The 21445-nt window shown below is 70.1% G+C and carries 20 protein-coding genes; 11 read left to right on the forward strand and 9 right to left on the reverse strand.

Annotated features, from left to right (window positions below):
• Window positions 1-49 precede the first annotated feature (49 nt).
• Together D7X55_RS00915 and D7X55_RS00920 are read left to right on the forward strand one after the other, a co-directional pair.
• A complete protein-coding gene (locus tag D7X55_RS00915; RefSeq protein ID WP_158626293.1) occupies window positions 50-697 on the forward strand; it encodes a TIGR02269 family lipoprotein in 648 nt (215 codons plus the stop codon).
• A gap of 3 nt (window positions 698-700) precedes the next feature.
• On the forward strand, window positions 701-1420 hold the full coding sequence (locus D7X55_RS00920) for a double-CXXCG motif protein (RefSeq protein ID WP_121721916.1): 720 nt from the start codon (window positions 701-703) through the stop codon (window positions 1418-1420).
• Here the strand turns inward: D7X55_RS00920 and D7X55_RS00925 are convergent, their stop codons facing one another.
• The 3 genes from D7X55_RS00925 to D7X55_RS00935 all read right to left on the reverse strand — a co-directional run bounded on the left by D7X55_RS00925 (window position 1421) and on the right by D7X55_RS00935 (window position 4819).
• The gene (locus D7X55_RS00925) at window positions 1421-1957 is read right to left on the reverse strand and encodes an FHA domain-containing protein (protein ID WP_120548451.1); all 537 of its coding nucleotides are present in this window, start codon (window positions 1955-1957) and stop codon (window positions 1421-1423) included.
• Between the two features lie 85 nt (window positions 1958-2042).
• On the reverse strand, window positions 2043-3677 hold the full coding sequence (locus D7X55_RS00930) for a long-chain fatty acid--CoA ligase (protein ID WP_121721930.1): 1635 nt from the start codon (window positions 3675-3677) through the stop codon (window positions 2043-2045).
• 104 nt (window positions 3678-3781) lie between these two features.
• Window positions 3782-4819, reverse strand: coding sequence for a 6-phosphofructokinase (locus D7X55_RS00935; RefSeq protein ID WP_120548450.1), 1038 nt, complete (start codon window positions 4817-4819; stop codon window positions 3782-3784).
• 225 nt (window positions 4820-5044) lie between these two features.
• On the opposite strand from D7X55_RS00935, the gene D7X55_RS00940 reads away from it, so the two are divergent.
• Window positions 5045-5806, forward strand: a complete 762-nt coding sequence (locus D7X55_RS00940; protein ID WP_121721917.1) for a glucosamine-6-phosphate deaminase — start codon at window positions 5045-5047, stop codon at window positions 5804-5806.
• Here the strand turns inward: D7X55_RS00940 and D7X55_RS00945 are convergent.
• The 3 genes from D7X55_RS00945 to D7X55_RS00955 all read right to left on the reverse strand — a co-directional run bounded on the left by D7X55_RS00945 (window position 5770) and on the right by D7X55_RS00955 (window position 7769).
• Window positions 5770-6516: a lytic transglycosylase domain-containing protein gene (locus D7X55_RS00945; protein ID WP_121721918.1), complete on the reverse strand. Its 747-nt coding sequence runs from the start codon at window positions 6514-6516 to the stop codon at window positions 5770-5772. The two genes, D7X55_RS00940 and D7X55_RS00945, sit on opposite strands and share 37 nt — an antisense overlap.
• A gap of 82 nt (window positions 6517-6598) precedes the next feature.
• Window positions 6599-7150: a hypothetical protein gene (locus tag D7X55_RS00950; RefSeq protein ID WP_120548447.1), complete on the reverse strand. Its 552-nt coding sequence runs from the start codon at window positions 7148-7150 to the stop codon at window positions 6599-6601.
• 19 nt (window positions 7151-7169) lie between these two features.
• Window positions 7170-7769: a hypothetical protein gene (locus D7X55_RS00955; protein WP_233609443.1), complete on the reverse strand. Its 600-nt coding sequence runs from the start codon at window positions 7767-7769 to the stop codon at window positions 7170-7172.
• A gap of 361 nt (window positions 7770-8130) precedes the next feature.
• Here D7X55_RS00955 and D7X55_RS00960 point away from each other — a divergent pair, with 361 nt between their 5' ends.
• From D7X55_RS00960 to D7X55_RS00990, 7 genes are all read left to right on the forward strand, one after another.
• Window positions 8131-8772, forward strand: a complete 642-nt coding sequence (locus tag D7X55_RS00960; RefSeq protein WP_233609444.1) for a carboxypeptidase regulatory-like domain-containing protein — start codon at window positions 8131-8133, stop codon at window positions 8770-8772.
• A 2-nt stretch (window positions 8773-8774) separates the two neighbouring features.
• Entirely contained in the window at window positions 8775-9428 is a 654-nt protein-coding gene (locus D7X55_RS00965) for a hypothetical protein (protein ID WP_120548444.1), read from the forward strand.
• Window positions 9429-9438: 10 nt separating this feature from the next.
• Window positions 9439-10755, forward strand: a complete 1317-nt coding sequence (locus D7X55_RS00970; RefSeq protein WP_121721921.1) for a hypothetical protein — start codon at window positions 9439-9441, stop codon at window positions 10753-10755.
• Window positions 10756-10829: 74 nt separating this feature from the next.
• A complete protein-coding gene (locus tag D7X55_RS00975; protein WP_121721922.1) occupies window positions 10830-13634 on the forward strand; it encodes a hypothetical protein in 2805 nt (934 codons plus the stop codon).
• A gap of 229 nt (window positions 13635-13863) precedes the next feature.
• Entirely contained in the window at window positions 13864-14418 is a 555-nt protein-coding gene (locus D7X55_RS00980) for a hypothetical protein (RefSeq protein WP_120552408.1), read from the forward strand.
• A gap of 107 nt (window positions 14419-14525) precedes the next feature.
• Complete coding sequence (locus D7X55_RS00985; RefSeq protein ID WP_121721923.1) at window positions 14526-15419, forward strand: hypothetical protein; 894 nt, start codon at window positions 14526-14528, stop codon at window positions 15417-15419.
• 44 nt (window positions 15420-15463) lie between these two features.
• Complete coding sequence (locus D7X55_RS00990) at window positions 15464-16327, forward strand: alpha/beta fold hydrolase (protein ID WP_121721924.1); 864 nt, start codon at window positions 15464-15466, stop codon at window positions 16325-16327.
• A 3-nt stretch (window positions 16328-16330) separates the two neighbouring features.
• Here the strand turns inward: D7X55_RS00990 and D7X55_RS00995 are convergent, their stop codons facing one another.
• Both D7X55_RS00995 and D7X55_RS01000 read right to left on the reverse strand, forming a co-directional pair.
• Window positions 16331-18133 carry a hypothetical protein gene (locus D7X55_RS00995; RefSeq protein ID WP_233609445.1) on the reverse strand — a complete coding sequence of 601 codons (1803 nt, stop codon included), beginning with the start codon at window positions 18131-18133 and terminating at the stop codon, window positions 16331-16333.
• 14 nt (window positions 18134-18147) lie between these two features.
• The gene (locus tag D7X55_RS01000; protein ID WP_121721926.1) at window positions 18148-18483 is read right to left on the reverse strand and encodes a hypothetical protein; all 336 of its coding nucleotides are present in this window, start codon (window positions 18481-18483) and stop codon (window positions 18148-18150) included.
• 337 nt (window positions 18484-18820) lie between these two features.
• On the opposite strand from D7X55_RS01000, the gene D7X55_RS01005 reads away from it, so the two are divergent.
• Window positions 18821-20224, forward strand: a complete 1404-nt coding sequence (locus tag D7X55_RS01005) for an FAD-binding oxidoreductase (protein ID WP_120552403.1) — start codon at window positions 18821-18823, stop codon at window positions 20222-20224.
• Here D7X55_RS01005 and serA read toward each other — a convergent pair.
• Window positions 20221-21435, reverse strand: coding sequence for a phosphoglycerate dehydrogenase (serA, locus tag D7X55_RS01010; protein ID WP_199746821.1), 1215 nt, complete (start codon window positions 21433-21435; stop codon window positions 20221-20223). The genes D7X55_RS01005 and serA overlap by 4 nt on opposite strands.
• Between the last annotated feature and the right edge of the window lie 10 nt (window positions 21436-21445).

Consider the following 21445-nt stretch of genomic DNA (forward strand, 5'->3'; position numbering starts at 1 on the left):
GTGTAATAGCCGCAAAATGAGACGAACCTCCGGAGGCGGTCTCCGCGTCGTGTGGCTGTGGCTGGTGTTGCTGCTGGGGTGTGCCTCCGCACCCGTGCGAACGGAGTGTGAGGCCAGCCACGAGGACCAGTGCCTCACGCAAGTCTGCGAGGACGACGTCTGCGCGCTGTTCCGGTGCGAGGACCTGGCACCCAAGCGCATCGTGCGGACGCGAGGGGCGATGCCCGTGGCGCCCATCTTCGTTGCGCCCGGCAGCGGGCCGCAGCGGACGTGGGGAAGTGCGCAGGGCCTGCCAGGCGATGCCGTGCCCGTCATGGTCTTCCGCTGGCACCGGCGGGAGAAGCTGCCCAGCGAGCTGCGCCGCGAAAAGGCGCTACAAGAGTGGGCGAAGCGGCCGAAGGAGCGGCACCACATCTTCCCTCAGGCGTTCAAGAAGCACTTCGAGGACAAGGGGATTGAGATCCACAAGTACGTCTTGATGATCGATGCGGAAGTTCACGCACGCATCCATCGTGGCGCGTTGGGCGGACCCTGGAATCGAGATTGGAATACCTTCATCGAACTTCAAGGAGTCGAGGCTGACATTCCGGATCATTTCGCGCACGCCGCATGGATGATTCGAAAATATGAACTTTTCGGTCTTCCGATGACGTATTGGCAGCAGGTCGACCTGCTGCCCGTGCCCTTCGAGGATTGAGCCATGCGCTATTTCGAAGTTCGTGGCCCGCCTGACGGTGTGGAACCGCAATGGAGCGGTGAGTACCGGGCCGAGCACCGATGGCACCTGTCCGGCGTTGACTGTCCCAGGTTCGGCCCCTGGGCATGGATGGATGCCTTTCCATCCGTGGACCTCTCCTCTTTGCAGGAACCGGTGCTGGCCGAGTCCAAGGGGCCTATGTCCGTCGCGGAGTACAGCCGGCTGGTGGCTCTCATTCGCCCCTTTGTTCCTCCTGAGCTTCCCATCAGAGCAGGGGGCTCGTTCGGGCCCATGGTTGGAACGGCAAGAGGAAGGTTCGGTCCGATCACCTGCTGGCCCACATGGCGGGTGCTCCTCCGCGAGGACGCGGTGGACCTGCTCAAGGCCGAAGGACTGCGGGGCATCATCGCGGTCCGCATGGAACTCCGGTCCCGCCGCAGCACGATGCCCGCGCTCTACGAACTCGAAGCCCGGCCCCTGGCCCGGCTGCATCCCGACTGCATCGGCGAATTCAAGACGCCCGCGTGTGAGCTCTGCGGCAAGCCGGAGTCGTTCTCCCTGCCGCCGAAGCGCTGGCTGCTGCGGTCTTCGATTCCGGAAGGGCTCGATGTCTTCGGCATCGACGGAGCCAACCCGCGCGTCGTCAGCGAGCGCTTCGTCGAAACCGTGCAGCGCCTGGGCCCCAGCGACGTGCACTACCGCGAGCTTCCCGCCGCCGACTGATTACATCCCTCCACCCGGGCTCGCGAGCCGCAGGTGTGAGTGCAGGGTCTCCGCTCGCAGGTACAGGAACTGCGCATCCCCGAAGGCCAGCGCGTCCCCATCCGCCAGCATCCGCTCCTCGCCTTCGCCCAGCGCCGCGGCGTTCAGCCAGGTTCCGTTCATGGACCCCAGGTCCTTCACGGAGCACGTGCCCTGCGCCGCGTTCCAGCGCAAGAGCGCGTGCTGCTTCGACACGGACGGGTCATGCACCATCAACGCGCACCCCTCCGTCCGCCCCACCCGCAGCTCCTGCCCGTCCCGCTCCGGCCCCAGGAAGTGGACCTCCAGCGAGTCGAACGCCTGGAGCATGACGAGCAGCCGGTCCACCAACCGCGACCGGTGCGCCATGCCCACCGTGCGCGCCTCCGCCAGCCGCAGCGCCACCTGCTGGAACACCGGCTCCGGTGGCTGCTGGATCAACACCACCGGTCCGGAGGCTTGCAGGAACGCGTGCACGGGCGCGTACGCGAACGGGCGGAGCTGTTGAACGGAAGGCATCACGCCCCCACGTTACCCCCAGCCCCGCCGGTGCGCGAGCCGCCGCACTCCCAGTGTCGGGTGCACGGCGATTCCATCCATCACTTCAGGACGCGACAGACGCCTTCATCAAGTGGTCGCCGTAATCCTCCCGCAGCTTCATCTTCAGGAACTTCCCCGTCGACGTGCGCGGAATCTGCTGCACGAAGAGGATGTCATCCGGCAGCCACCACTTCGCGAACTGCTTCTCCAGGTGCGCCGTCAGCTCCGCCTTCGTCGCCTGCTGTCCCGGCTTGAACACCACCGCCGCCAGCGGGCGCTCGTCCCACTTCGGATGCCGCCCCGCGAACACGGCAGCCTCCAGCACGGACGGATGCGCCATCAGCGCGTTCTCCAGCGCCACGGAGCTGATCCACTCGCCGCCGGACTTGATGACGTCCTTGCTGCGGTCGGTGATGTGCAGGTAGCCCGCCGGGTCGATGGTCACCACGTCGCCCGTCTTGAACCAGCCGTCCTTCGTGAACCGGTCCTTGCCCTCGTCGCCGTAGTACGACGCCGCCACCATGGGCCCGCGCACCTCCAGCTCACCCATGGCCTTGCCATCCCACGGAAGAATCTCTCCCGTGTCGCTCACGTGGCGCGTCTCCACGAACGGCACCGAGTACCCCTGCGACGCGTACGCATCCAGCTGCGTCTCCGGCGACGCCGTGTGCAAATCCCCCTTGAGCCGCGCGAGCGTGCCCACCGGGTTCATCTCCGTCATGCCCCACGCGTGCAGCACGTTCTGCCCGTGGCGCTTGCGGAAGCCGTCAATCAGCGCCGGCGGCGCCGCGGAGCCGCCAATCACCATGTGCCGCATCCGGCCCAGGTCCCACTTGCCCGGCTCGCGGTCCAGCTGCGCCAGGATGCCCAGCCAGATGGTGGGCACGCCGCCCGCCACCGTGACCTTCTCGTTCTGCATCAGCTCCAAGAGCGACTGCGGATCCAGGTGCGGCCCGGGCAGCACCTGCTTCGCCCCCGTCAAGAGCGCGTCGAACGGCAGGCCCCACGCCGCCGCGTGGAACATGGGCACCACCGCCAGCACCGTGTCGGACTCCTTCAGCCCCAGCACCTCCGGCAGGCAGCACACCAGCGTGTGCAACACGATGGAGCGGTGGCTGAAGAGCACGCCCTTCGGGTTGCCCGTCGTGCCGGACGTGTAGCAGAGCATCGCCGCGCTGTTCTCATCCAGGCGCGGGAACTCGAACGCGGGCGGCTCCGCCGCCAGCAGCTTCTCGTAGTCCAGCCGCCCCTCCGGCACCGGCCCGTCATCCGGGATGACGATGACGTGCTTGAGGCTCCCGGCGGCCTTCTCGAACTTCTCCACCAGCGGCAACAGCGAGCGGTCCACCACGATGACCGTGTCCTCCGCGTGGCGCGCGATGTAGCCCAGGTCGTTGGGGTGCAGCCGCAGGTTGAGCGTGTGCATCACCGCGCCCATCGCCGGCACGCCGAAGTACACCTCCAGGTGCTGGTGGTGGTTCCAGCTCAACGACGCCACGCGGTCCCCGGGCTTCACCCCCAGCCGCGTGAGCGCGTTCGCCAATTGGCAGACACGTTTGTGGAAGTCCGCGTACGTGTAGCGGTGCAGGGACTTGTCCGGCTTGCGGCTGACGATCTCCTGCGCGCCGTAATAGGAGCGCGCGCGCTCCAGGAAGTGCGTCAGGGTGAGCGGGAAGTCCATCATGCGACCGGTGAGCATCGACACCATCCCTTCGGGAGAGGGGGAAGGGCCGGATGCTAGCGGATGCACGGCGCCATGCCCGCCACTCGCGGTGGGGGCAGGCATGGCGCACTACGTCAATGTCAGCCGAAGAAAACCTGCGCGACCTTGAAGAACTCCTCGGGGACGCGCTTGAGCTCGCGGGTGGCCTCGGCCAGCTCCTCGCTGACGATTTCGTTGCCGCGCAGGGCGGCCATCTTGCCGAACTCGCCGCGAGCGACCATGTCGCACGCATGCACGCCAAACCGGGTGGCGAGCACGCGGTCGTGCGCCGTGGGGGCGCCGCCGCGCTGGATGTGGCCGAGCACGGAGACGCGCGTCTCGAAGCCGGTGCGCCGCTCAATCTCCGCGGCGACGATGTTGCCCACGCCGCCCAGGCGCGGCCGGCCCGCTTCGTCCAGCGCGCCCGTGGTGACCAGCTGTTCGTTCTGCTCCGCGGACAGCTTGATGCGCGTGCCCTCCGCCACCACCACGATGGAGAAGGTGCGCCCGCCCGCGTTGCGGCGCACCAGGTGCTGCGCGACGGCCTCCAGGTCCGCGGGAATCTCCGGGACGAGGATGACGTCCGCGCCGCCCGCGATGCCCGCGTAGGTGGCAATCCAGCCAACGTGCCGGCCCATCACTTCACAGACGATGACGCGCTTGTGGGACTCGGCGGTGGAGTGCAGCCGGTCCACGGCCTCCGTGGCGATGTGGACCGCGGTGTCGAAGCCGAAGGTGAAGTCCGTGCCGTTGAGGTCGTTGTCGATGGTCTTCGGCACGCCGACGATGCGCAGCCCCTCCTGGGACATGCGCGTGGCGGCGGACAGGGTGCCCTCGCCGCCAATGGCGATGACGGCGTGGATGCCGTTGCGCTCGATGGCGCGCTTCACGCGCTCCAGGCCGTTCTCCACCTTGAACGGGTTGACGCGCGAGGTGCCCAGGATGGTGCCACCCCGGTGGAGGATGCCGGAGGTGGTCTCCCGCGTGAGGCGGAAGTGGTTGTCGTCCAGCAGGCCCTTCCATCCATCACGCAGGCCCATCATCTCGAAGCCGTGCTCGCTGGCACGGCGGACGATGGCGCGGATGACCGCATTGAGGCCGGGGCAATCACCCCCGCCGGTGAGCACGGCGACTTTCATGTGACAGGTTCTAGCGCGACCCGGCCTCCGCGCGTGAGAACGGATTGCAGGGAACGCCCGGGGGACAACCTTCCCGGTCCCCAGGCGTGCGGGGGACCAGGGCTGTCAATCGCGGGCGCTGTTCACGTGTAATTCCCGGAGGCGGGCGTCATGCCGCGCGGCGCCACGTACGCAGGGGCTGGGGGGCTGAGCGGCCGGGGCAGGGCGGCATATGCTGGCCGGCACATGAACCTACGGGTGTTCCAGACGGAACAGGAGGCGGCCTCCTCCTGCGCGGCGCGCATCGCCGAGGCCGTGCGTCACTCACCGGAGCTGGTGCTGGGGCTCGTCACGGGGCGCTCGCCGCTCAACGTGTACCGGAACCTGGTGGAGCTGGCGGGCCGGGGGGCGCTGGACCTGTCGCGGGCGACCACGTTCAACGTGGACGAGTTCCTGGGGCTGCCACCGGAGGACGCGGGCAGCTTCCGCGCGTACATGGACCGGCACCTGTTCCGGCATGTGAATCTGTCAACGGAGCGGATCCACTTCTTCGACGGGTGCGCGCCGGACGCGGAGGCGGAATGCGCGCGCTATGACGCGGCGCTCGCGGCGGCCGGGGGGCTGGACCTGCTGCTGCTGGGCGTGGGGCCCAACGGGCACATCGCGTTCAACGAACCCGGCGAGGTGCTGACCGCGACGAGCCACCGCGCGCGCCTGTCGCGGGAGACGCGGCTGTCGCACGTGATGGCCTTTGGGGATGATCCGTCCAAGGTGCCCATGGCGGCGCTGACGCTGGGCATGGCGGCGGTGCTCCAGGCGCGCAAGGTGGTGGTGCTGGCCTTCGGCGTGAACAAGGCCGCGGCGGTGACGGAGATGGTGCACGGGCCGCTCACGCCCCGGTGCCCCGCGTCGTTCCTCCAGCTCCACCGCGACGCGGAGCTGTGGCTGGACACCGGCGCGGCCAGCGGCCTTCAAGGGCGCAGGCTGGTGGACGCCCGGGGTGCCTGACCCCATGTGACTTGATTGGCGAGCCTCGCGGGGGGCTTGCTGCTGGCGGCCGGACGGGACGCGGGCTTCGCGGGGGCTTTCGCCTTCGGTGCGGCGGCCGGGCGCTTCGCCGCGACGGGCGCCTTGGGCTTCGTGTGCTCATAGGCCGCGAGCACCTTGGCCACGTAGAACTCCGTCTCCCCGTTGTGCGGCACGCGCCCGTTCACCGACCCGGGCCCCGCGTTGTACGCGGCCACGGCCAGCCGCACGTCGCGGAAGCGGCGCAGCTGTTCGGCCAGGTAGCGGCCGCTCCCGTCCACGGTCGTCGCAGGGTCGAAGGGGTCCTCCACCCGCATCAGCGCCGCGGTGTCCGGCATGAGCTGCCCGGGCCCCATGGCCCCCGCGGGGGAGATGCGGTGCACCCGCGTCTCCGACTCCACCTGGATGAGCGCCCTCAGGAGCCCCGGCGGAATCCCGTGGCGGCGCTCCGCGTCCGCGATGAGCGGCTCCAGCGGCGGATGGTCATCCAGCACGCACGCGGGCCGGTGCGCCACGTAGGCCCCCAGGGCGCGCGCCTTCGTCTGGAGGAAGGAGAAGGACAGGGGCGACACCTGCGTCTCGCCCAGCCAGGCCACGCCCAGGTTGAGCAGCACCACGGGCACCAGCGCGCACGGCACCAGCCACGCCCATCCCGGAATCTCGATGCCGCCCGCGGCCCGCTTGCGTCCCACCCTCCCCACTTAAGGGCGCTCCGGGTCCCCGTCCAGCTTCCGGCCCGTCCCGGCGTCCTTCCGCCGGGACGGGGAGACATCTTCAGAACAGCAGGCCGAAGTAGTTGGCGCTCGCCTTGGCGCCCACGCAGACCTGGACGTCCGCGGTCCACGCCTGCGTGGGGGGCGCCCCCGTGGCCTGGAAGCGGAACTCCAGCTCCTCCTGCCTGGCCAGGTCCAGCACGTCCACCGGGCCGCTGCTGGTGAGCTCCAGCGTGTTCGTGGGGCTCCCGCTGCCGGTGCGCCGGAACTCGCCCAGCACCACGTACTCCAGGGAGCCCGGCTTGCGCACGGCGAGGCTGGCGCGCTCGATGCCGCTGATGTCCGTGCTGGCGGTGGCGTTGAAGAGCTTCAGCCGCAGCTCCGTCTCCACGTCGGCGTCCTCGGGCAGCGCGCTGGCGAAGTCACCCAGCGGAATCGTGAAGGACTGCTCCACGGACCCGGCGATGGGCGGCGAGGCGGGGAAGGACAGGTCGTTCTCGGTCTTGCAGATGCGCTCGGCCTCCACCTCGACGGTGAAGAGCGAATCACAGCCCGTGCCCATCAGGGCCACGGCGCCAGCGAGCAGGAGGGTGCGGAAGGATTGCGTTCGCATGGTGGATGGGGCTCCTGGCTCAGAAGAAGTAGACGATGAAGCCCAGCTTCACCGACGGGATGGTGGCGCGCACGTGCAGCGGTCCGGACGTGACGCTGTCGTCGCCGGAGGCGTCCTGGATGAGCGGCGTGGGGTCCGGCACGGTCATCGCCACGTAGCTCAGGCCCACGTTGAGGAAGAAGCTGAAGCGGCTCTTCGTGCCCACCTCCAGGCCCAGGCTGCCCGTCACGTAGTTGTAGGTGACGTCGCGGATGGCCTCCGACGCGGCGCTCGGCTCACGGCCCAGCCAGTCCAGCACCTCGCTGTACTCCGAACCGAAGTAGTGCCCGGCCTCCGCGTTGATGGACGGCGCGATGAAGGTGTCCATGGGCAGGATGCTCAGGCCACCGCGCACGCCGACGCTGAGCGTGTTCGTGGTGGGGCCCGCGTGCAGCCGCAGCCAGTTCGTGGGGCGCACCACCGCGGACAGGCCGATGCCGTGCGGCGCGCCCGCGTCCAGCAAGAGGCCCACCTTGTGGGGCGCGTCGTCCTGGGCGAGCGCCGGGGTGGCGGTGCCCAACACCGCCAGGCACCCCAGGGCGATGCCGGAGGAGAGAAGAGAAGGGTGTCGTCGTCTCAAGGAAGGGGAGTCCATCGTCATGACGAAAGTTCCACGGTGAATGCCGGCCCAGCGGCCATTCTTCGCGGAAGGCGAGGGGGAAATGAAGCGGTTCACGCAAAACCCGTACGGGCTTTCCGGGGTGCCGCGACACGCGGTGAGACGACTGCCCGGTTCCCGACACGCTGCGTGGTCCATCGTGACCTGGAAATGCGTGCAATCCCTGTCAAATCACTGACGTCCTGTTCAATCCACTGGGTGATGTGCAGCCAAAACCACCCATGCGAGCGTATGATGGAGAGACACGGCGGCATGGCGTCGCGGGCCGGGAACCGGGGGGCCAAGGATGCTCGACGAAGTCGATCTGCGCATGAAAGCGTGGGTGGGACGCATTGCCACGGATGCGCCCGTGTACCTGGGCGTGCCTGACCGTGAGTCCCTGGAAAAGGGTGTCTGTCTTTACCTCCTGGAGCTGGGGCCCGCGCCCCTGACCCGGGCGGGGAAGCGGGCCGGCCTGCAGTTCACCGTCTGCTATCTGGTGACGGTGGGCGCGGAGACGCCCGAGCGCGCGCACCGGCTCCTGGGAGACCTGGTCTTCGCGGCCATGAGCGACAAGGAATTGGAGGTGGACCTGAGCCCGGTGCCAGCGGCGCTGTGGGCGGGTCTTCGCTCGGTGCCGCGGCCCGCGTTCCGGCTGCGGGTGCAGGTGCGCAAGGAGCAACCCCTGGCGGAGGTGCGGTGTCTGTCATTGGTGGGCGGGGCGTCCAGGCAGGCCCCCCTGCTGGGGCAGGTGGTGGGCCCCGGTGACGTGCCCATCCCGGACGCGTGGGTGGCGCTGCCCGCGCTGCACCTGAGCACGCGCACGGACGCGCAGGGGCACTTCCACTTCCCCCGTCCGGCGCACGGAGAGACGTTGGGCCGGCTGGAGGTGCGCGCGGAAGGGGAGCTGCTGTCGGTGGAGTCGGAGGGGCTGGCCACGGGGACCTCGCCGTGGATCATCCGGATGCCGGTGAAGGAGGAGTGACGATGGGCGCGGGTCCGCCAGCCGAGGCCGTGCAGGCGCGGCCTCGCGAGCGGCGGCACCTGGCCTGGGTGCTGTCCCTGGCCCGGTGGGTGAAGACCTGGGCGGAGCGGGTGCTGGCGGAGCACGCCGCCGCGGTGGCGAAGGCAGCGGTGGTGCCGGGCGGCGCGCGGGTGCTCTCGCTGCCCCTGCGCGAGCCGGCCGTGGTGCTGCTGCCGGTGCCCCTGTGGCCTCCCAGGGAGGCGCCCGTGATTCCGGAGGCGCCCACGCCCCGCTTGAACACGCTGCGGTGCATTCCAAGCGAAGGGGACGTGCCGGAGGCGGAGCCCGGCATGGCGCCCCGGGTGCCCTTCGGGTTCGGCCCGGAGGACCTGCTCCCCGTGGAGCCGGGGGCGGTGGTGGCCCCGCCGCCCTCGCTCGCGCTGCTGCTCCAGTCCGCCGCGCTGCCGGACAAGGACCCTCCGGCGCGGGCGGTGACCTCGTTTCCCAGGGACCCGGCCCGGGAGCTCATCGTGCTCCTGAAGGAATCGCTGCAGACGCCGGCCCCGCCCTCCGTGCCCTGGTCGGAGCCGGTGCCCTCCTCGCTGGGAGAGCCCGCCGACGCGGAGGAGATGCTGCGCCAGTGCGAGCGGTTGGAGCTGGAGCCGCCGGTGGAGTAGCCAGGGGGCTATGCTGCCCGGCGAGATGGCCGAGCGGTCACGTCCCAGCGCCGTGCTTCCAGACCTCACGGGGGCGGACGTCGCGCGCCAGCTGGAGGGCCGCGCGGAGACGCTCGCCGCGGCTCGGCGGCCGCACGCGGAATTGGAGATGGTGCTGTCCGGACGGCGGTGGCGGCGCGCGCTGCTCCGGCGTCCGGAGCTGGTGCCCGCGCTCGTGGCCGGAGCGCAGGCGGTGCGGGAGGCGCTGGAGCGCGTCCAACGCCGGGCGGCGCAGGAGGCCTGGCCGGACGACCTGCCCGTGTGGAAGGAGGCCCGGGAGCTGTCCGCGCGCCGCGAGCGGCTGACGCGGCTGGCCCGGCGCAGGCTGGACGTGTTGACGGTGGCTCCGGAGGGCCTGTCGCTGGAGGACGCGCTGACGCGGCTGGATGCGCTGGTGCGCCAGAAGATGGCCTGGACCCTGAAGCCGGGCGAGGTGCTCGTCTTCGATGACGACACCCCGCGAAGCTCGGACTCGAGCCTCGTGCCCAGGGCCCTGAAGCAGGAGGTGTCACCCCGGCTGATGTTCTCCTGGGGCGGGCTGACCGCGCTGTGCTTCCTGCTGTTGCTCGTCGCTCCCAAATCAATGGAGGTCCCGCTGGTGGCCGGCCTGGTGACGGGGACCGTGGGCCTCCTGTTCTCACAGGTCCTGCGCGGGGGCCGGCTCCGGCTCACCAGCGAGCGGCTCATCTGGGCGCCGCTGTTCGGCGAGCCGCAGGAGGTGCGGCTGGGCTCCATCCCCCCGGACGGCTTCCGGCTGGCGCAGGACGTGGACCTCCAGGTGGAGGGAGACCGGCGGCTCCATGCGCGCTCCGTGCGCGGTGCCACGGAGATCGCGCTGCTCGTGGAGCTGCACCGCCAGCCGCCGCTGCGTGGCGCGGCCCGGGCGGGCGTGCGGCTGGACTCCGTGGCGGTGTTCCCCGCGAAGCTGGGCCCGCGGCAGGGCTTCTGTGTGCTGGGGCCCCAGGGACTCTCCTTCATCCCGGAGGGGAGGGGCCCCCAGGCCCTGACGGCCGTCACCGGCAGGCCGACGGCGCTGCGTGGCTTCGAGTCCGACCGGGTGCTGGACGCGCTGCGCTGGCTGCCGGAGGCGGAGTTCGACGCCTGCGTGACGCGCGTCGTGGAGGCCACCGGAGGCACGGCCTGGGCCCGCCTGGACGCGCGCTACGTCCCGGGCCCGCCGGTGTGGCAGCGCATCGCCATCCAGCACGGAGGCCAGACGCTGACCGGCCGCGTGCGGTGGGACCAGCAGGATGCCGCCGAACGGCTCCTGCGCGACTGGCCCCGCTGAAAGGCGTTTCCAACCAGGCAGCGTCCTTCGCTGCGTACACACAGGGCTCCAACCCCCGTTCCCCGAGAGACATCATGAAAGCCAGACACCCGGACGTGCGCCGGTTCTTCCAGCGCACCGCGTCCGCCGCGACGCTGTTGTTGGGCCTTGCCATGGGCAGCCCGTCCCAGGCGCAGCACTTCACCGTCTTTGAAAGTGGCCAGGTGCGTCCCCTGGCCCTGTCCCCCAACGGCCAGTGGCTCTACGCCGTCAACACGCCCGACAACCGGTTGGAGATCTTCCAGGTGGGCAGCAGCGGCCTCACGCACAAGGGCTCCGTGCCCGTGGGCCTGGAGCCGGTGGCCGTCGCCGCGCGCACCAACAACGAGGTCTGGGTGGTCAACCACCTGTCCGACAGCGTCAGCATCGTGAAGGTGGACGCGAACGGGCAGGGCGGCAGCGTGAGCCGGACGCTGCTCGTGGGGGATGAGCCCCGCGACATCGTCTTCGCGGGCACGGGCAGGAAGCGCGCGTTCATCACCGCCGCGCACCGGGGACAGAACACCGGGTTCGACCCGCGGCTGACCACGCCGGGCGTGGGCCGCGCGGACGTCTGGGTGTTCGACTCGGACAACCTGGGCACGACGCTGGGCGGCACGCCGCTCACGCGCCTCGGGCTGTTCGGTGACACGCCTCGCGCGCTCACGGCTACTCCGGACGGCAGCCGGGTGTACGCGGCGGCGTTCCACTCCGGCAACCGCACCACCGTGGTCCACGAGAGCCTGGTGCCCAACGGCGGCGAGTCCGTGGGCGGCGTCCCCGGCCCCAACGTGAACCACCAGGGCATCCCCGCCCCGGAGGTCTCCGTCATCGTGAAGTACAACGGCCAGGATTGGGTGGACGTGCTCAACCGCCCGTGGACGGATTACGTCCGCTTCTCGCTGCCGGACAAGGACGTGTTCGCCATCTCCGCCAACGCGAACCCGCCCGTGCAGGTGTCCGGCGCGGCGGGCACCTACGCGGGCGTGGGCACCATCCTGTTCAACATGGCCGTCAACCCGGTGAGCGGGAAGGTCTACGTGAGCAACACCGAAGCGCGGAACGACCTGCGCTTCGAGGGCCCCGGCACCCTGACGGGCAACACCCTGCGAGGCCACCTGCACGAGAGCCGCATCACCGTGCTGGGCGGCCCCAGCGCCCCCACCGTCACGCCCCGCCACCTCAACACGCACATCAACTACGCGGCCTGCTGCGCGCCCACGCCCAACGCGGAGAGCGAGAAGAGCCTCGCGCAGCCCACGGGCATGGCCGTGACGTCCGACGGCGCCACGCTGTACGTCGCCGCGTTCGGTTCATCCAAGCTGGGCGTGTACGCGACGTCGCAGCTGGAGGCCGGCACCTTCACGCCCTCCACCGCGAACCAGGTGACGCTGACGGGCGGCGGGCCCACCGGCCTGGTGCTGGATGAGGCCCGGGGCCGCGCGTACGTGCTGACCCGCTTCGACAACGCCATCTCCGTGGTGGACACCGCGACGAAGACGGAGGTCGCGCACCTGCCCATGTTCAACCCGGAGCCGGCCAGCGTGGTGCAGGGGCGTCCGTTCCTCTACGACGCGCGCAACAGCTCCAGCCACGGTGACTCGTCCTGCGGCAGCTGCCACATCTTCGGCGACTTCGACAGCACCACGTGGGACCTGGGCAACCCGGATGGTGACGTGAAGGTGAGCTACAACCCGGTGGTGCCGGTGCTGCCGGAGTTCGGCACGGACCCCACGTTCGGGCAGGACACGTCCTTCCATCCGCTGAAGGGCCCGCTGTCCACGCAGAGCCTGCGCGGCATGGCCAACCAGGGCCCCATGCACTGGCGCGGCGACCGCACGGGGGGCGACAGCGCTCCCAGCGTGCAGCCCAACGGCGGCACGTTCGACGAGGTCGCGGCGTTCAAGCAGTTCAACCCCGCGTTCAAGGACCTGCTGGGCCGCAGCTCGCAGCTGACGGAGGCGGAGATGCAGAAGTTCTCCGACTTCATCCTCCAGGTCGTCTATCCGCCCAACCCCATCCGCAAGCTGGACAACTCGCTCACGGCTTCGCAGCAGGCGGGCAAGGACTTCTTCACGAACACCACGAGCTTCTTCCAGGGCTCGTGCGAGTCCTGCCACCGCGTGGACGTGAACGCGAACCCGGGCGAGGGCCCCTTCAAGGGCTTCTTCGGCACGGACGGCCGCAGCTCGTTCGACGCGGAGCCGCTGTTCCCCAAGGTCCCGCACCTGCGGAACATGTACCAGAAGGTCGGCATGTTCGGAGCGGCCTTCCCCTTCGGCAACACGCCGGCGGATCCGTTCCTGGGGGACCAGGTGCGCGGCACGGGCTTCAACAGCGACGGCGCCATCCCGACGCTGTTCCTCTTCAACAGCGGCTTCGACTTCCACCCCGTCTTCAACCAGGTGGGCATCCCGGACACGCCGGCGGGCTTCCAGGCGAAGAAGGACATGGAGGAGTACATGTTCGCCTTCGAGACCAACCTGGCGCCCATCGTCGGCCAGCAGGTGACGCTCACCGCGACGAACGCGGCGGTGGTGGGCTCGCGCATCGACCTGTTGATGGCGCGCGCGGACGCGGGCGAGTGCGACCTGGTGGCGAAGGGCCGCGCGGGCACGACGGAGATGGGCTTCCGCTACCTGGGCAGCGGGCAGTTCAAGGCGGACCGTGCGGCGCTGCCGCTGGTGCCGTCCGCGTCGCTGCGCTCGGGCGTGGCCGCGAGCCAGGGCGTGCTGACGTACACGTGCACGCCGCCGGGCTCCGGTCAGCGCGTGGGCATCGACCGGGACCTGGACGGGTTCCTGGACGGGGATGAGCGCGCCGCGGGCACGAATCCGGCGGACCCCGCGAGTCATCCGTAGCAAAGCAAGACATCGGAGGGGCGCTTCGTGATGTCGCCGGGGAGCTCAAGGGCTTCTCGCGACTTCACGAAGCGCCGCGGCTCCCGGACGCCACGCATGGCACGAACGTCCAGGGGTGGCGCTGACACCGCTTGGGGATGGGCTGGCCTTTCAAAAACACGTCATGGGAATAACTCCGGACGCGGACGTAACAGCAGGGCAACGCCCACCCTTTGAGAGGTTTCACAACATGATGAAGCGACTGTCCCTGTTCGCGGCACTGACCCTCCTGTTGACGACCCCGGGCTGCGGCCCCGCCGATGAGGTGGGTTCCGAATCCGGGTTCGGGCTCGCGCAGGTGGAGCAGGAGGCGACGCAATCCGCGGGCACCACGTCGGAGGAGCTGCCGCCCATCAACTGTCCCAGCAGGATGGTGGCCTACCAGTTCGGGTGCAGTGGCACCGGCTGCGACAACGTGTCGATGGGCTGCCGGGACATTCCCAGCAGCGCCGGGGTGGGCGTCACGAGCTGGACGCAGGCGTTCTCCGAAGAGACCCAGACACCCACCGTCTGCCCTACAGGCTACTGGGTGACAGGCGTGTCCTGCACGGGAGGCTTCTGCGACAACGTCTCGTTGCAGTGCACGCGTATCACCGGGCCCACCGCGGTGGACTGCTTCTGGTCTGGCTGGATCTCCGACGAGACCGCCCCCTTCCAGGCTCCCGAGAACTACTTCATCCGGGGCGCGAAGTGCCGGGGCTGGTACTGCGACGACATGAGCTTCCAGTACTGCAGAATGGGCTGATTCCCGGCGGACCCAGCCCAACGCCATCGCGCGAGCAGCGACGCAGGCGGCCCGGGCCCCCGTGGCCCGGGCCGTCCGTCGTCAGATACAGTTCCGCCTGAAACGCCATGGCCTACCGTGAACTTGCAGCCGCGCTGAGCGTGAGTGCCCTTGTGGGGCTCGCGCTTTCCATCCCACTCGCATCGCTCGCGGTGACTCCAGGCGTGTCGCCCCTCGCTTGCGTGGGCTTCGCGCTCGGCGCAGGGGCCTCGCTCGCGGTCGTGGGGTTCGCGGCGTGGCGTGACACAGGCCTTTTCTGCAAGCACATGTGCATCGCGAGTCTTTTCGCGCTGGGGGCCTGCGGGTTCGGCTGGCTCATTTCGGATGCTGGCGAAAAGCCGGTCCTCGCCACCGCGATAGCCGGGGCGGTGCTCGCTTTGCTCCTCGTCGCTCAAGAGGCGTTACGGCGGCGCAGTGGGCCGGTGCCTCACATCCTCCTGTCCCAGCCGCAGGCAGGACAGGTCTTGGAGTACGAGGGCATTCATCTCGCCTTCACGCAAACGCCTGTCCTGAGCTCCGGGCGGAGCAGCCGGGTCAGCCTCGTGCTGGAGAACTGCTGGAGCGGACCTCGCGACGTGAGGGTGGAGTTCATTCCGGAGGAGGGCCCCTCCCAGGACCCGCTGCGAGTCGTCCGCCACGTCGGGACCCGGCTGGAGGGCGCGGAGGTGCGCCGAGCCGATTTCGAGGTGCAAGCTCCCGCGGGGATTCAGGGCACATACGTGCTGAGGGTGCACATCACGGTGCAGGGCCTGCGGGGCCGGAGAATCCGGGCCAGGCGCGCCCTCGAATTCCAGAACCGTGTCTCCGAGGGGAAACAGGCCGCGTATCTGCTCGCGGGCACATTCATCTGGGGCGGAGGATTGCGCTTGCGGATGCAGGCGGAGCCGACGGGAGCGCAGACGGCGGGTCCGTGGCAGGACACCGTGACCTGGCACCGGAACGGTGAAGAGCCTCGGCACTGAGGGGCAATGCCCGGCTCCGGGGGTGATGCGCACCGTCACACCCCATGACCAGCGAAGAAACGCAGAGGGGACGCATCTCCGGCAGCTTCCTCACCACGCGCGACGGCACGCAGCTGTACTTCAAGGACTGGGGCCCGAAGGACGGACAGCCCGTCGTCTTCTCGCACGGCTGGCCGCTCACGTCCGACGCCTTCGAGGACCAGATGCTGTTCCTGTCCGAGCGCGGCTACCGCACCATCGCCCATGACCGCCGGGGACACGGCCGCTCCTCCCAGCCGTGGGACGGCCACGACATGGACACCTATGCGGACGACCTGGCGGAGCTGACGTCCGCGCTGGGGCTGCGCAAGGCCGTCCACGTGGGCCACTCGACGGGCGGCGGCGAGGTGGCGCGCTACATCGGGCGCCACGGCACCGGGCGCGTGGCGAAGGCGGTGCTCATCAGCGCGGTGCCGCCCATCATGCTCAAGACGGACTGGCACCCCCATGGCCTGCCCATGAAGGTCTTCGACGACATCCGCGCGGGCGTGCGCGGGGACCGCTCCAGCTTCTACAAGGAGCTGAGCCTCGCGTTCTACGGCTTCAACCGGCCCGGCGCGAAGGTGTCGGAAGGGCTGCGCGAGAGCTTCCTCCTCCAGGGCCTCATGGGCAGCCTCAAGGCCGAGTACGACTGCGTGAAGGCCTTCTCCGAGACGGACTTCCGCGCCGACCTGGCCCGCATCGACGTGCCCACGCTGGTGCTGCACGGCGATGATGATCAGATCGTCCCCATCGACGGAGCGGCGCGCCTCAGCGCCACGGCGGTGAAGGGCGCGGCGCTCCAGGTCTTCCCGGGGTTCAGCCACGGCATGTGCTCCGTCAACAAGGACGTCATCAACGAAGCACTGCTGGCCTTCCTCAAGGGCTAGGGCTCACAGGTCCAGGATGAGGCTCAGCTCTTCGTCAGCGGCCTCGTCCGTCTGGACGGCGGCGTCGCTGTCATCCGAGTCATCCCCGTACCGCGACCAGCCGGCCACCGCCGACGCGCCAATGCACGTCATCTGCCGGGGCGCGGCGCCGACGCCGTCCGCGTCCTGGTCGCGGTAGAGCATGGTCCACTGGTAGCGGCCCGTGTCCGCGTCGTCGCAGTCGTTGCCCACGGCCTGGAGGAAGTAGGGCAGGGGCAGCATCTTCCCGGTGCAGAGGCGCTGCTGGGGAATGGGCGTGGTGAAGCCGTCCCCATCGCGGTCCGCGTGGGCCGCCACCAGCTCCTGCCAGCGCGTCGCGTCCTGCGCGTCGCAGTCCGTGCCCGTGGCGGACCAGGGGCTGGGGACCTGGCCACCGGTGCAGAGGACCGTGGACGCTCCCGCCCCCACGCCGTCTCCGTCCGTGTCCGCGAAGGCCGTCACGTCCCGGAAGGCCGCGGCGTTCGTGTCGTCGCAGTCCAGGCCCGACAGCGCCTGGGTGGCGTAGCCCGGGGGCAGGGCCGTGCCCGCGCACAGCTCGCCGCTCTGGGCCACGGTGTACGTGTCGCCGTCGGCGTCGCGGTGGGTGAAGCCCAGCATCCGCCACACGGTGGCGTCCTGGGGCGCGCAGTCCGTGGACGACGTGGAGTAGCCCGGGGGCACCGTCGCGGCGCCACAGAGGGAAGTCGCCACGCCGGAGCCCACGCCGTCCCCGTCCGCGTCCGCGTGGACGCTCCAGGCCCGGAACACCGTCGCGTCCGCGTCATCACAGTCATCCTGGCGGACCTCCGAGGAATAGCCCTGGGGAAGCCAGAAGCCGCTGCACACCTCGCCCGTCGCCGGGGACAGGCGGCCGTCGCCATCCGCATCCCGCGAGGCGTAGGCCAGGGGCTGCCAGCGGGTGCCGTCGCCCGGCGCGCAGTCGCCGCCCCGGAAGGTCTCTCTTGGCGAGGACTCACCCGGCCCCTTGCAGAGGAGCAACGGCGCTCCGTCGCCGTAGCCGTCCCCGTCCGGATCCGGCCAGCGCTCGACCAGGACCGTGCGGTTCGCGTAGCGGTCGTCGCAGTCCTCCGGGCCGGACACGGTGGCGTAGCCCGGCGGCAGCGCTTCGCCCGAGCACACCGTGCCCTCCCGCGCCACGGTGAAGCCGTCCCGGTCCTCATCCCGGTGGCTGAAGGGGAGCATCCGCCAGAAGCGTGTGTCCCCGGGCGCGCAGTCCCCGGAGGTGAGCACGTAGCCCTTGGGAGGTGCACGCCCCCGGCTCGGGCACCAGGTGATGGCCAGCCCCGCGCCCACGCCGTCCAGGTCCGTGTCCGCCCACGCCTCCACCAGGGCCGACACCGCCGCGTCCCCGTCATCGCAGTCCGGCGGGCCCGCCTGCTGCAGATAGCCCGCGAGCGTGGCCCCCACGCAGCCCGTCACCGGACCCGCGCCCGTGGCCCCGTCACCGTCCGCGTCCGGATACAGGCCCGGCACCCGGCGCCAACGGGTGGGGTCCGCGGGAGCGCAGTCGCCCGCCTCCTGCGTCCAGCCCTTGGTCGTGTCGCCCACGCAGGTGACGGACGTGCCGTCCTCGCCGAAGCCGTCTCCGTCCGTGTCCGCGTAGCCCGTGACGGACCGCCACACGGTGGGGTTCGCGTCATCACAGTCCAGCTCCGCCGGATGGCCGTCGCTGTCCAGGTCCCGGGGGCCCACGCCGCCACCGCAGCCCAGCTGGAGTCCCAGGGCCAGCCACACCCATGCCCGCATCATGCGCACCCGCGTCTTCATGGGAGGCGCCGGGGCTACTGACGGGTCAGCGTGCAGACCGGGAAATAACCGCCGGCCTGTCTGAACCAGCTGAAGTGGAAGCGCCCGGGCCGGGTCATGGTGAGCAGGGCCAACCGGTCACACCGCGACGCCTCGACCTCGTCGCCCCCAACTGAGAACTGGATCGTGCGCGCGTTGCTTTCGCCCACCAGGGTCCCGGTGACGATGAGCGTGGCCCCGACCGTGGAGTAGGCATCCACGGTCGTAAAGACGTAGTTCACCCCCACTTGGGCATACTCCGGCTCCGCCAGGGCCGAAGCCGGGGCAAGGGTCAGGGTGGCCAGCAGGGCGAGTGCGCGGAACGACGACATGGGGCCTCGGGAGGAAAGGGCCGCGACGGGAACGCGGCGTCCGAGCCCTATACGGAGCGCACCGGCTTCCTTGGCTCGTTTCCTCCCCCCGCGTGCCCAGGAACGCCTGCTCCAGTCGATGGGTCGTCTCGCTGGTGGCGCCCGTGGCGGGAGGCGGCGCCGGCTGTCCGCTCCCTCCACAGCCCAGCAGCGCGAGCAGCAAGAGCCGGTTCATGGGGCAGGGCATCCCGGATGCGCGGACAGCCAGGATACGGACCGGACCTGCGTGCGTGGCTGTTGTCCTCCGGTGCACCACCGGGCTTGTCATGCCCCGGGGCGTGCAATACGCCTTGGAGCCATGTCCACCGCCGCGCTGCCCGCCGACTTCCTCCGCGCCATCGCCGAGTCCTTCCCCGCCGACTTCCTCACCCGGGAGCCCGCGGAGCTCCAGGAGTACGGCCGCGACTGGACGCGCGTGTACGCCCCGGCGCCGGGCGCCGTCGTCTTCCCGCGCACCACGGAGGAGGTCGCCCGCTTCGTGGCGCTGTGCCACCAGCACCGCGTCGCCGTGGTGCCCTCCGGCGGGCGCACGGGCCTGGCGGGCGGGGCGGTGGCCATGCACGGCGAGGTGGTGCTGTCGCTCAAGCGGATGACCCGCATGGAGCCCGTGGACCTGCTGGGCAACACGGTGCGCGTGCAGGCCGGCGCGGTGACGGAGGCCGTGCACCAGCACTGCGCGCCGCACGGGCTCACCTGGCCGGTGGACTTCGCGTCCAAGGGCAGCAGCACGGTGGGCGGCAACATCGCCACCAACGCGGGCGGCGTGAAGGTCATCCGCTACGGCCTCACCCGGCAGTGGGTGCTGGGCCTGCAGGTGGTGACGGCGCAGGGCCAGGTGCTGGAGCTCAACGGCGCGCTGGAGAAGAACAACACCGGCGCGGACCTGCGCCAGCTCTTCATCGGCAGCGAGGGCACGCTGGGCGTCATCACGGAGGCCACGCTCAAGCTGACGCGGCTTCCCGGCAAGCAGGACGTCTTCCTCTTCGCGGTGCCGGACGTGGCCGCGGTGCTGCGGCTGTTCCGCGACGCGCGCCAGGCCCCGCTGGTGCTGTCCGCCTACGAGTTCTTCACCGACAAGTGCCTGGCCCGCGTGCAGCGCCACCGCAAGCTGCGCTCGCCCTTCGAGGCCCCCAGCGGCTGCTACGTCCTCCTGGAGTCCGAGGGCGGCGACCCGGCGGCGGTGGAGGCGTGGTTGGCCTCGCTGTTCGAGCGCGGGCTCGTCACGGACGGCACGCAGGCGCAAGGGGCCGCGCAGGCGCAGGAGCTGTGGTCGCTGCGCGAGTCCATCAGCGAAAGCCTCTCCGCCACGGGCGTGCTGCACAAGAACGACATCTCATTGCCGGTGGCGAACCTGGAGGCGTTCTGCTCGGAGCTGGATGCCATCTTCGCCAGCCGGTATCCGGGCTGGGAGATCTGCCTCTTCGGCCACATTGGCGACGGCAACCTGCACGTCAACGTGATGAAGCCGGACGGCGTGGAGAAGGCGGACTTCTTCGCCCACGCGAAGCAGTCCGACCACGCCATGTTCGACCTCGTGCGCAAGCACGGCGGCAGCATCTCCGCCGAGCACGGCATCGGTCTGCTCAAGAAGGACTACCTGGACTACACGCGCGCGCCCGGGGAGCTGGAATTGCTGCGCACCCTCAAGCGCGCCATGGACCCCGCGGGCATCCTCAACCCGGGGAAGATCCTGGATGCCTAGGACACGATGCGCGTCTTGATGTCCGTCTCCAGCCCGGCGATGGCCTCGCACACCTGGCGGGACACGTCCTGGTCCAGGTCCATCACCAGGTAGCCCACGTTGGCGTCCGTGCTCAGCACCTGCGCGTGGATGTTGGCGTTCAGGTCGGACACGATGCGGTTGATGTCACGGAGCACGCCCGGCGTGTTGCGGTGCACGTTGATGATGCGGTGGGTGCCCGGGTTGATGGGCGCCTCCACGTTGGGGAAGTTCACCGCGCCCGTCGTCGCGCCGCCCTTCACGAACTTGAGCAGCGACGTGGCCACCTCCTTGCCAATGGACGCCTGCGCCTCCTCCGTGGAGCCGCCGATGTGCGGCGTCAGCACCACGTTGGGCAGCCCCTGCAGCTCCGTCATGAAGCCGTCCGAGTTGCCCTCCGGCTCCTCCGGGTACACGTCCACCGCCGCGCCGCCCAGGTGCTTGGAGCGCAGGGCCTGCGCCAGCGCCGGGATGTCCACCACGGTGCCTCGGCTGGCGTTGATGAGGCACGCGCCCGGCTTCATCGCCGCCAGCTGCTCCGCGCCCATCAGCAGGTGCGTGGAGGCCAGCGCCGGCACGTGCAGCGTCACGAAGTCGGACTCCGCCAGCAGCGCGTTCAGCGTGGGCACCGACCGTGAGTTGCCCAGAGGCAGCTTCGTCATCACGTCGTAGTAGAGGACGCGCATGCCCAGGGACTCCGCCAGCACGCCCAGCTGCGAGCCGATGTGCCCGTAGCCCACGATGCCCAGCGTCTTGCCGCGCACCTCGTGGCTGCCCGTGGCCACCTTGCGCCACTGCCCCGCGTGCACCTCCCGGCTGCGGTCGAAGAGCTGGCGCGTCAGCACCACCACCTCCGCCAGCACCATCTCCGCCACGCTGCGCGTGTTGCTGAACGGCGCGTTGAACACCGGCACGCCGTGCACGCTGGAGGCGAGCAGGTCCACCTGGTTGGTGCCGATGCAGAAGGCGCCAATCGCCAGCAGGTCGTCCGCGTACTTCAGCGCCTCCTCCGGCACCGTCGTCTTGCTGCGGATGCCCAAGAGGTGCACGCCCCTGAGCCGCTCCGCCAGGTCCTCCGGCTTGAGCGCGGCGGACAGCCGCTCCACCTCGAAGCCCTCTGCCCTCAACATCTCCTGGGCCGAGGCGTGGATGTTCTCCAGCAGCAGGACTCGCAACGGGCCCTCGTTGTTCACGGGGCGGCGG

The organism is Corallococcus sp. AB049A (assembly GCF_003668885.1).
Lineage (GTDB): Bacteria > Myxococcota > Myxococcia > Myxococcales > Myxococcaceae > Corallococcus > Corallococcus interemptor.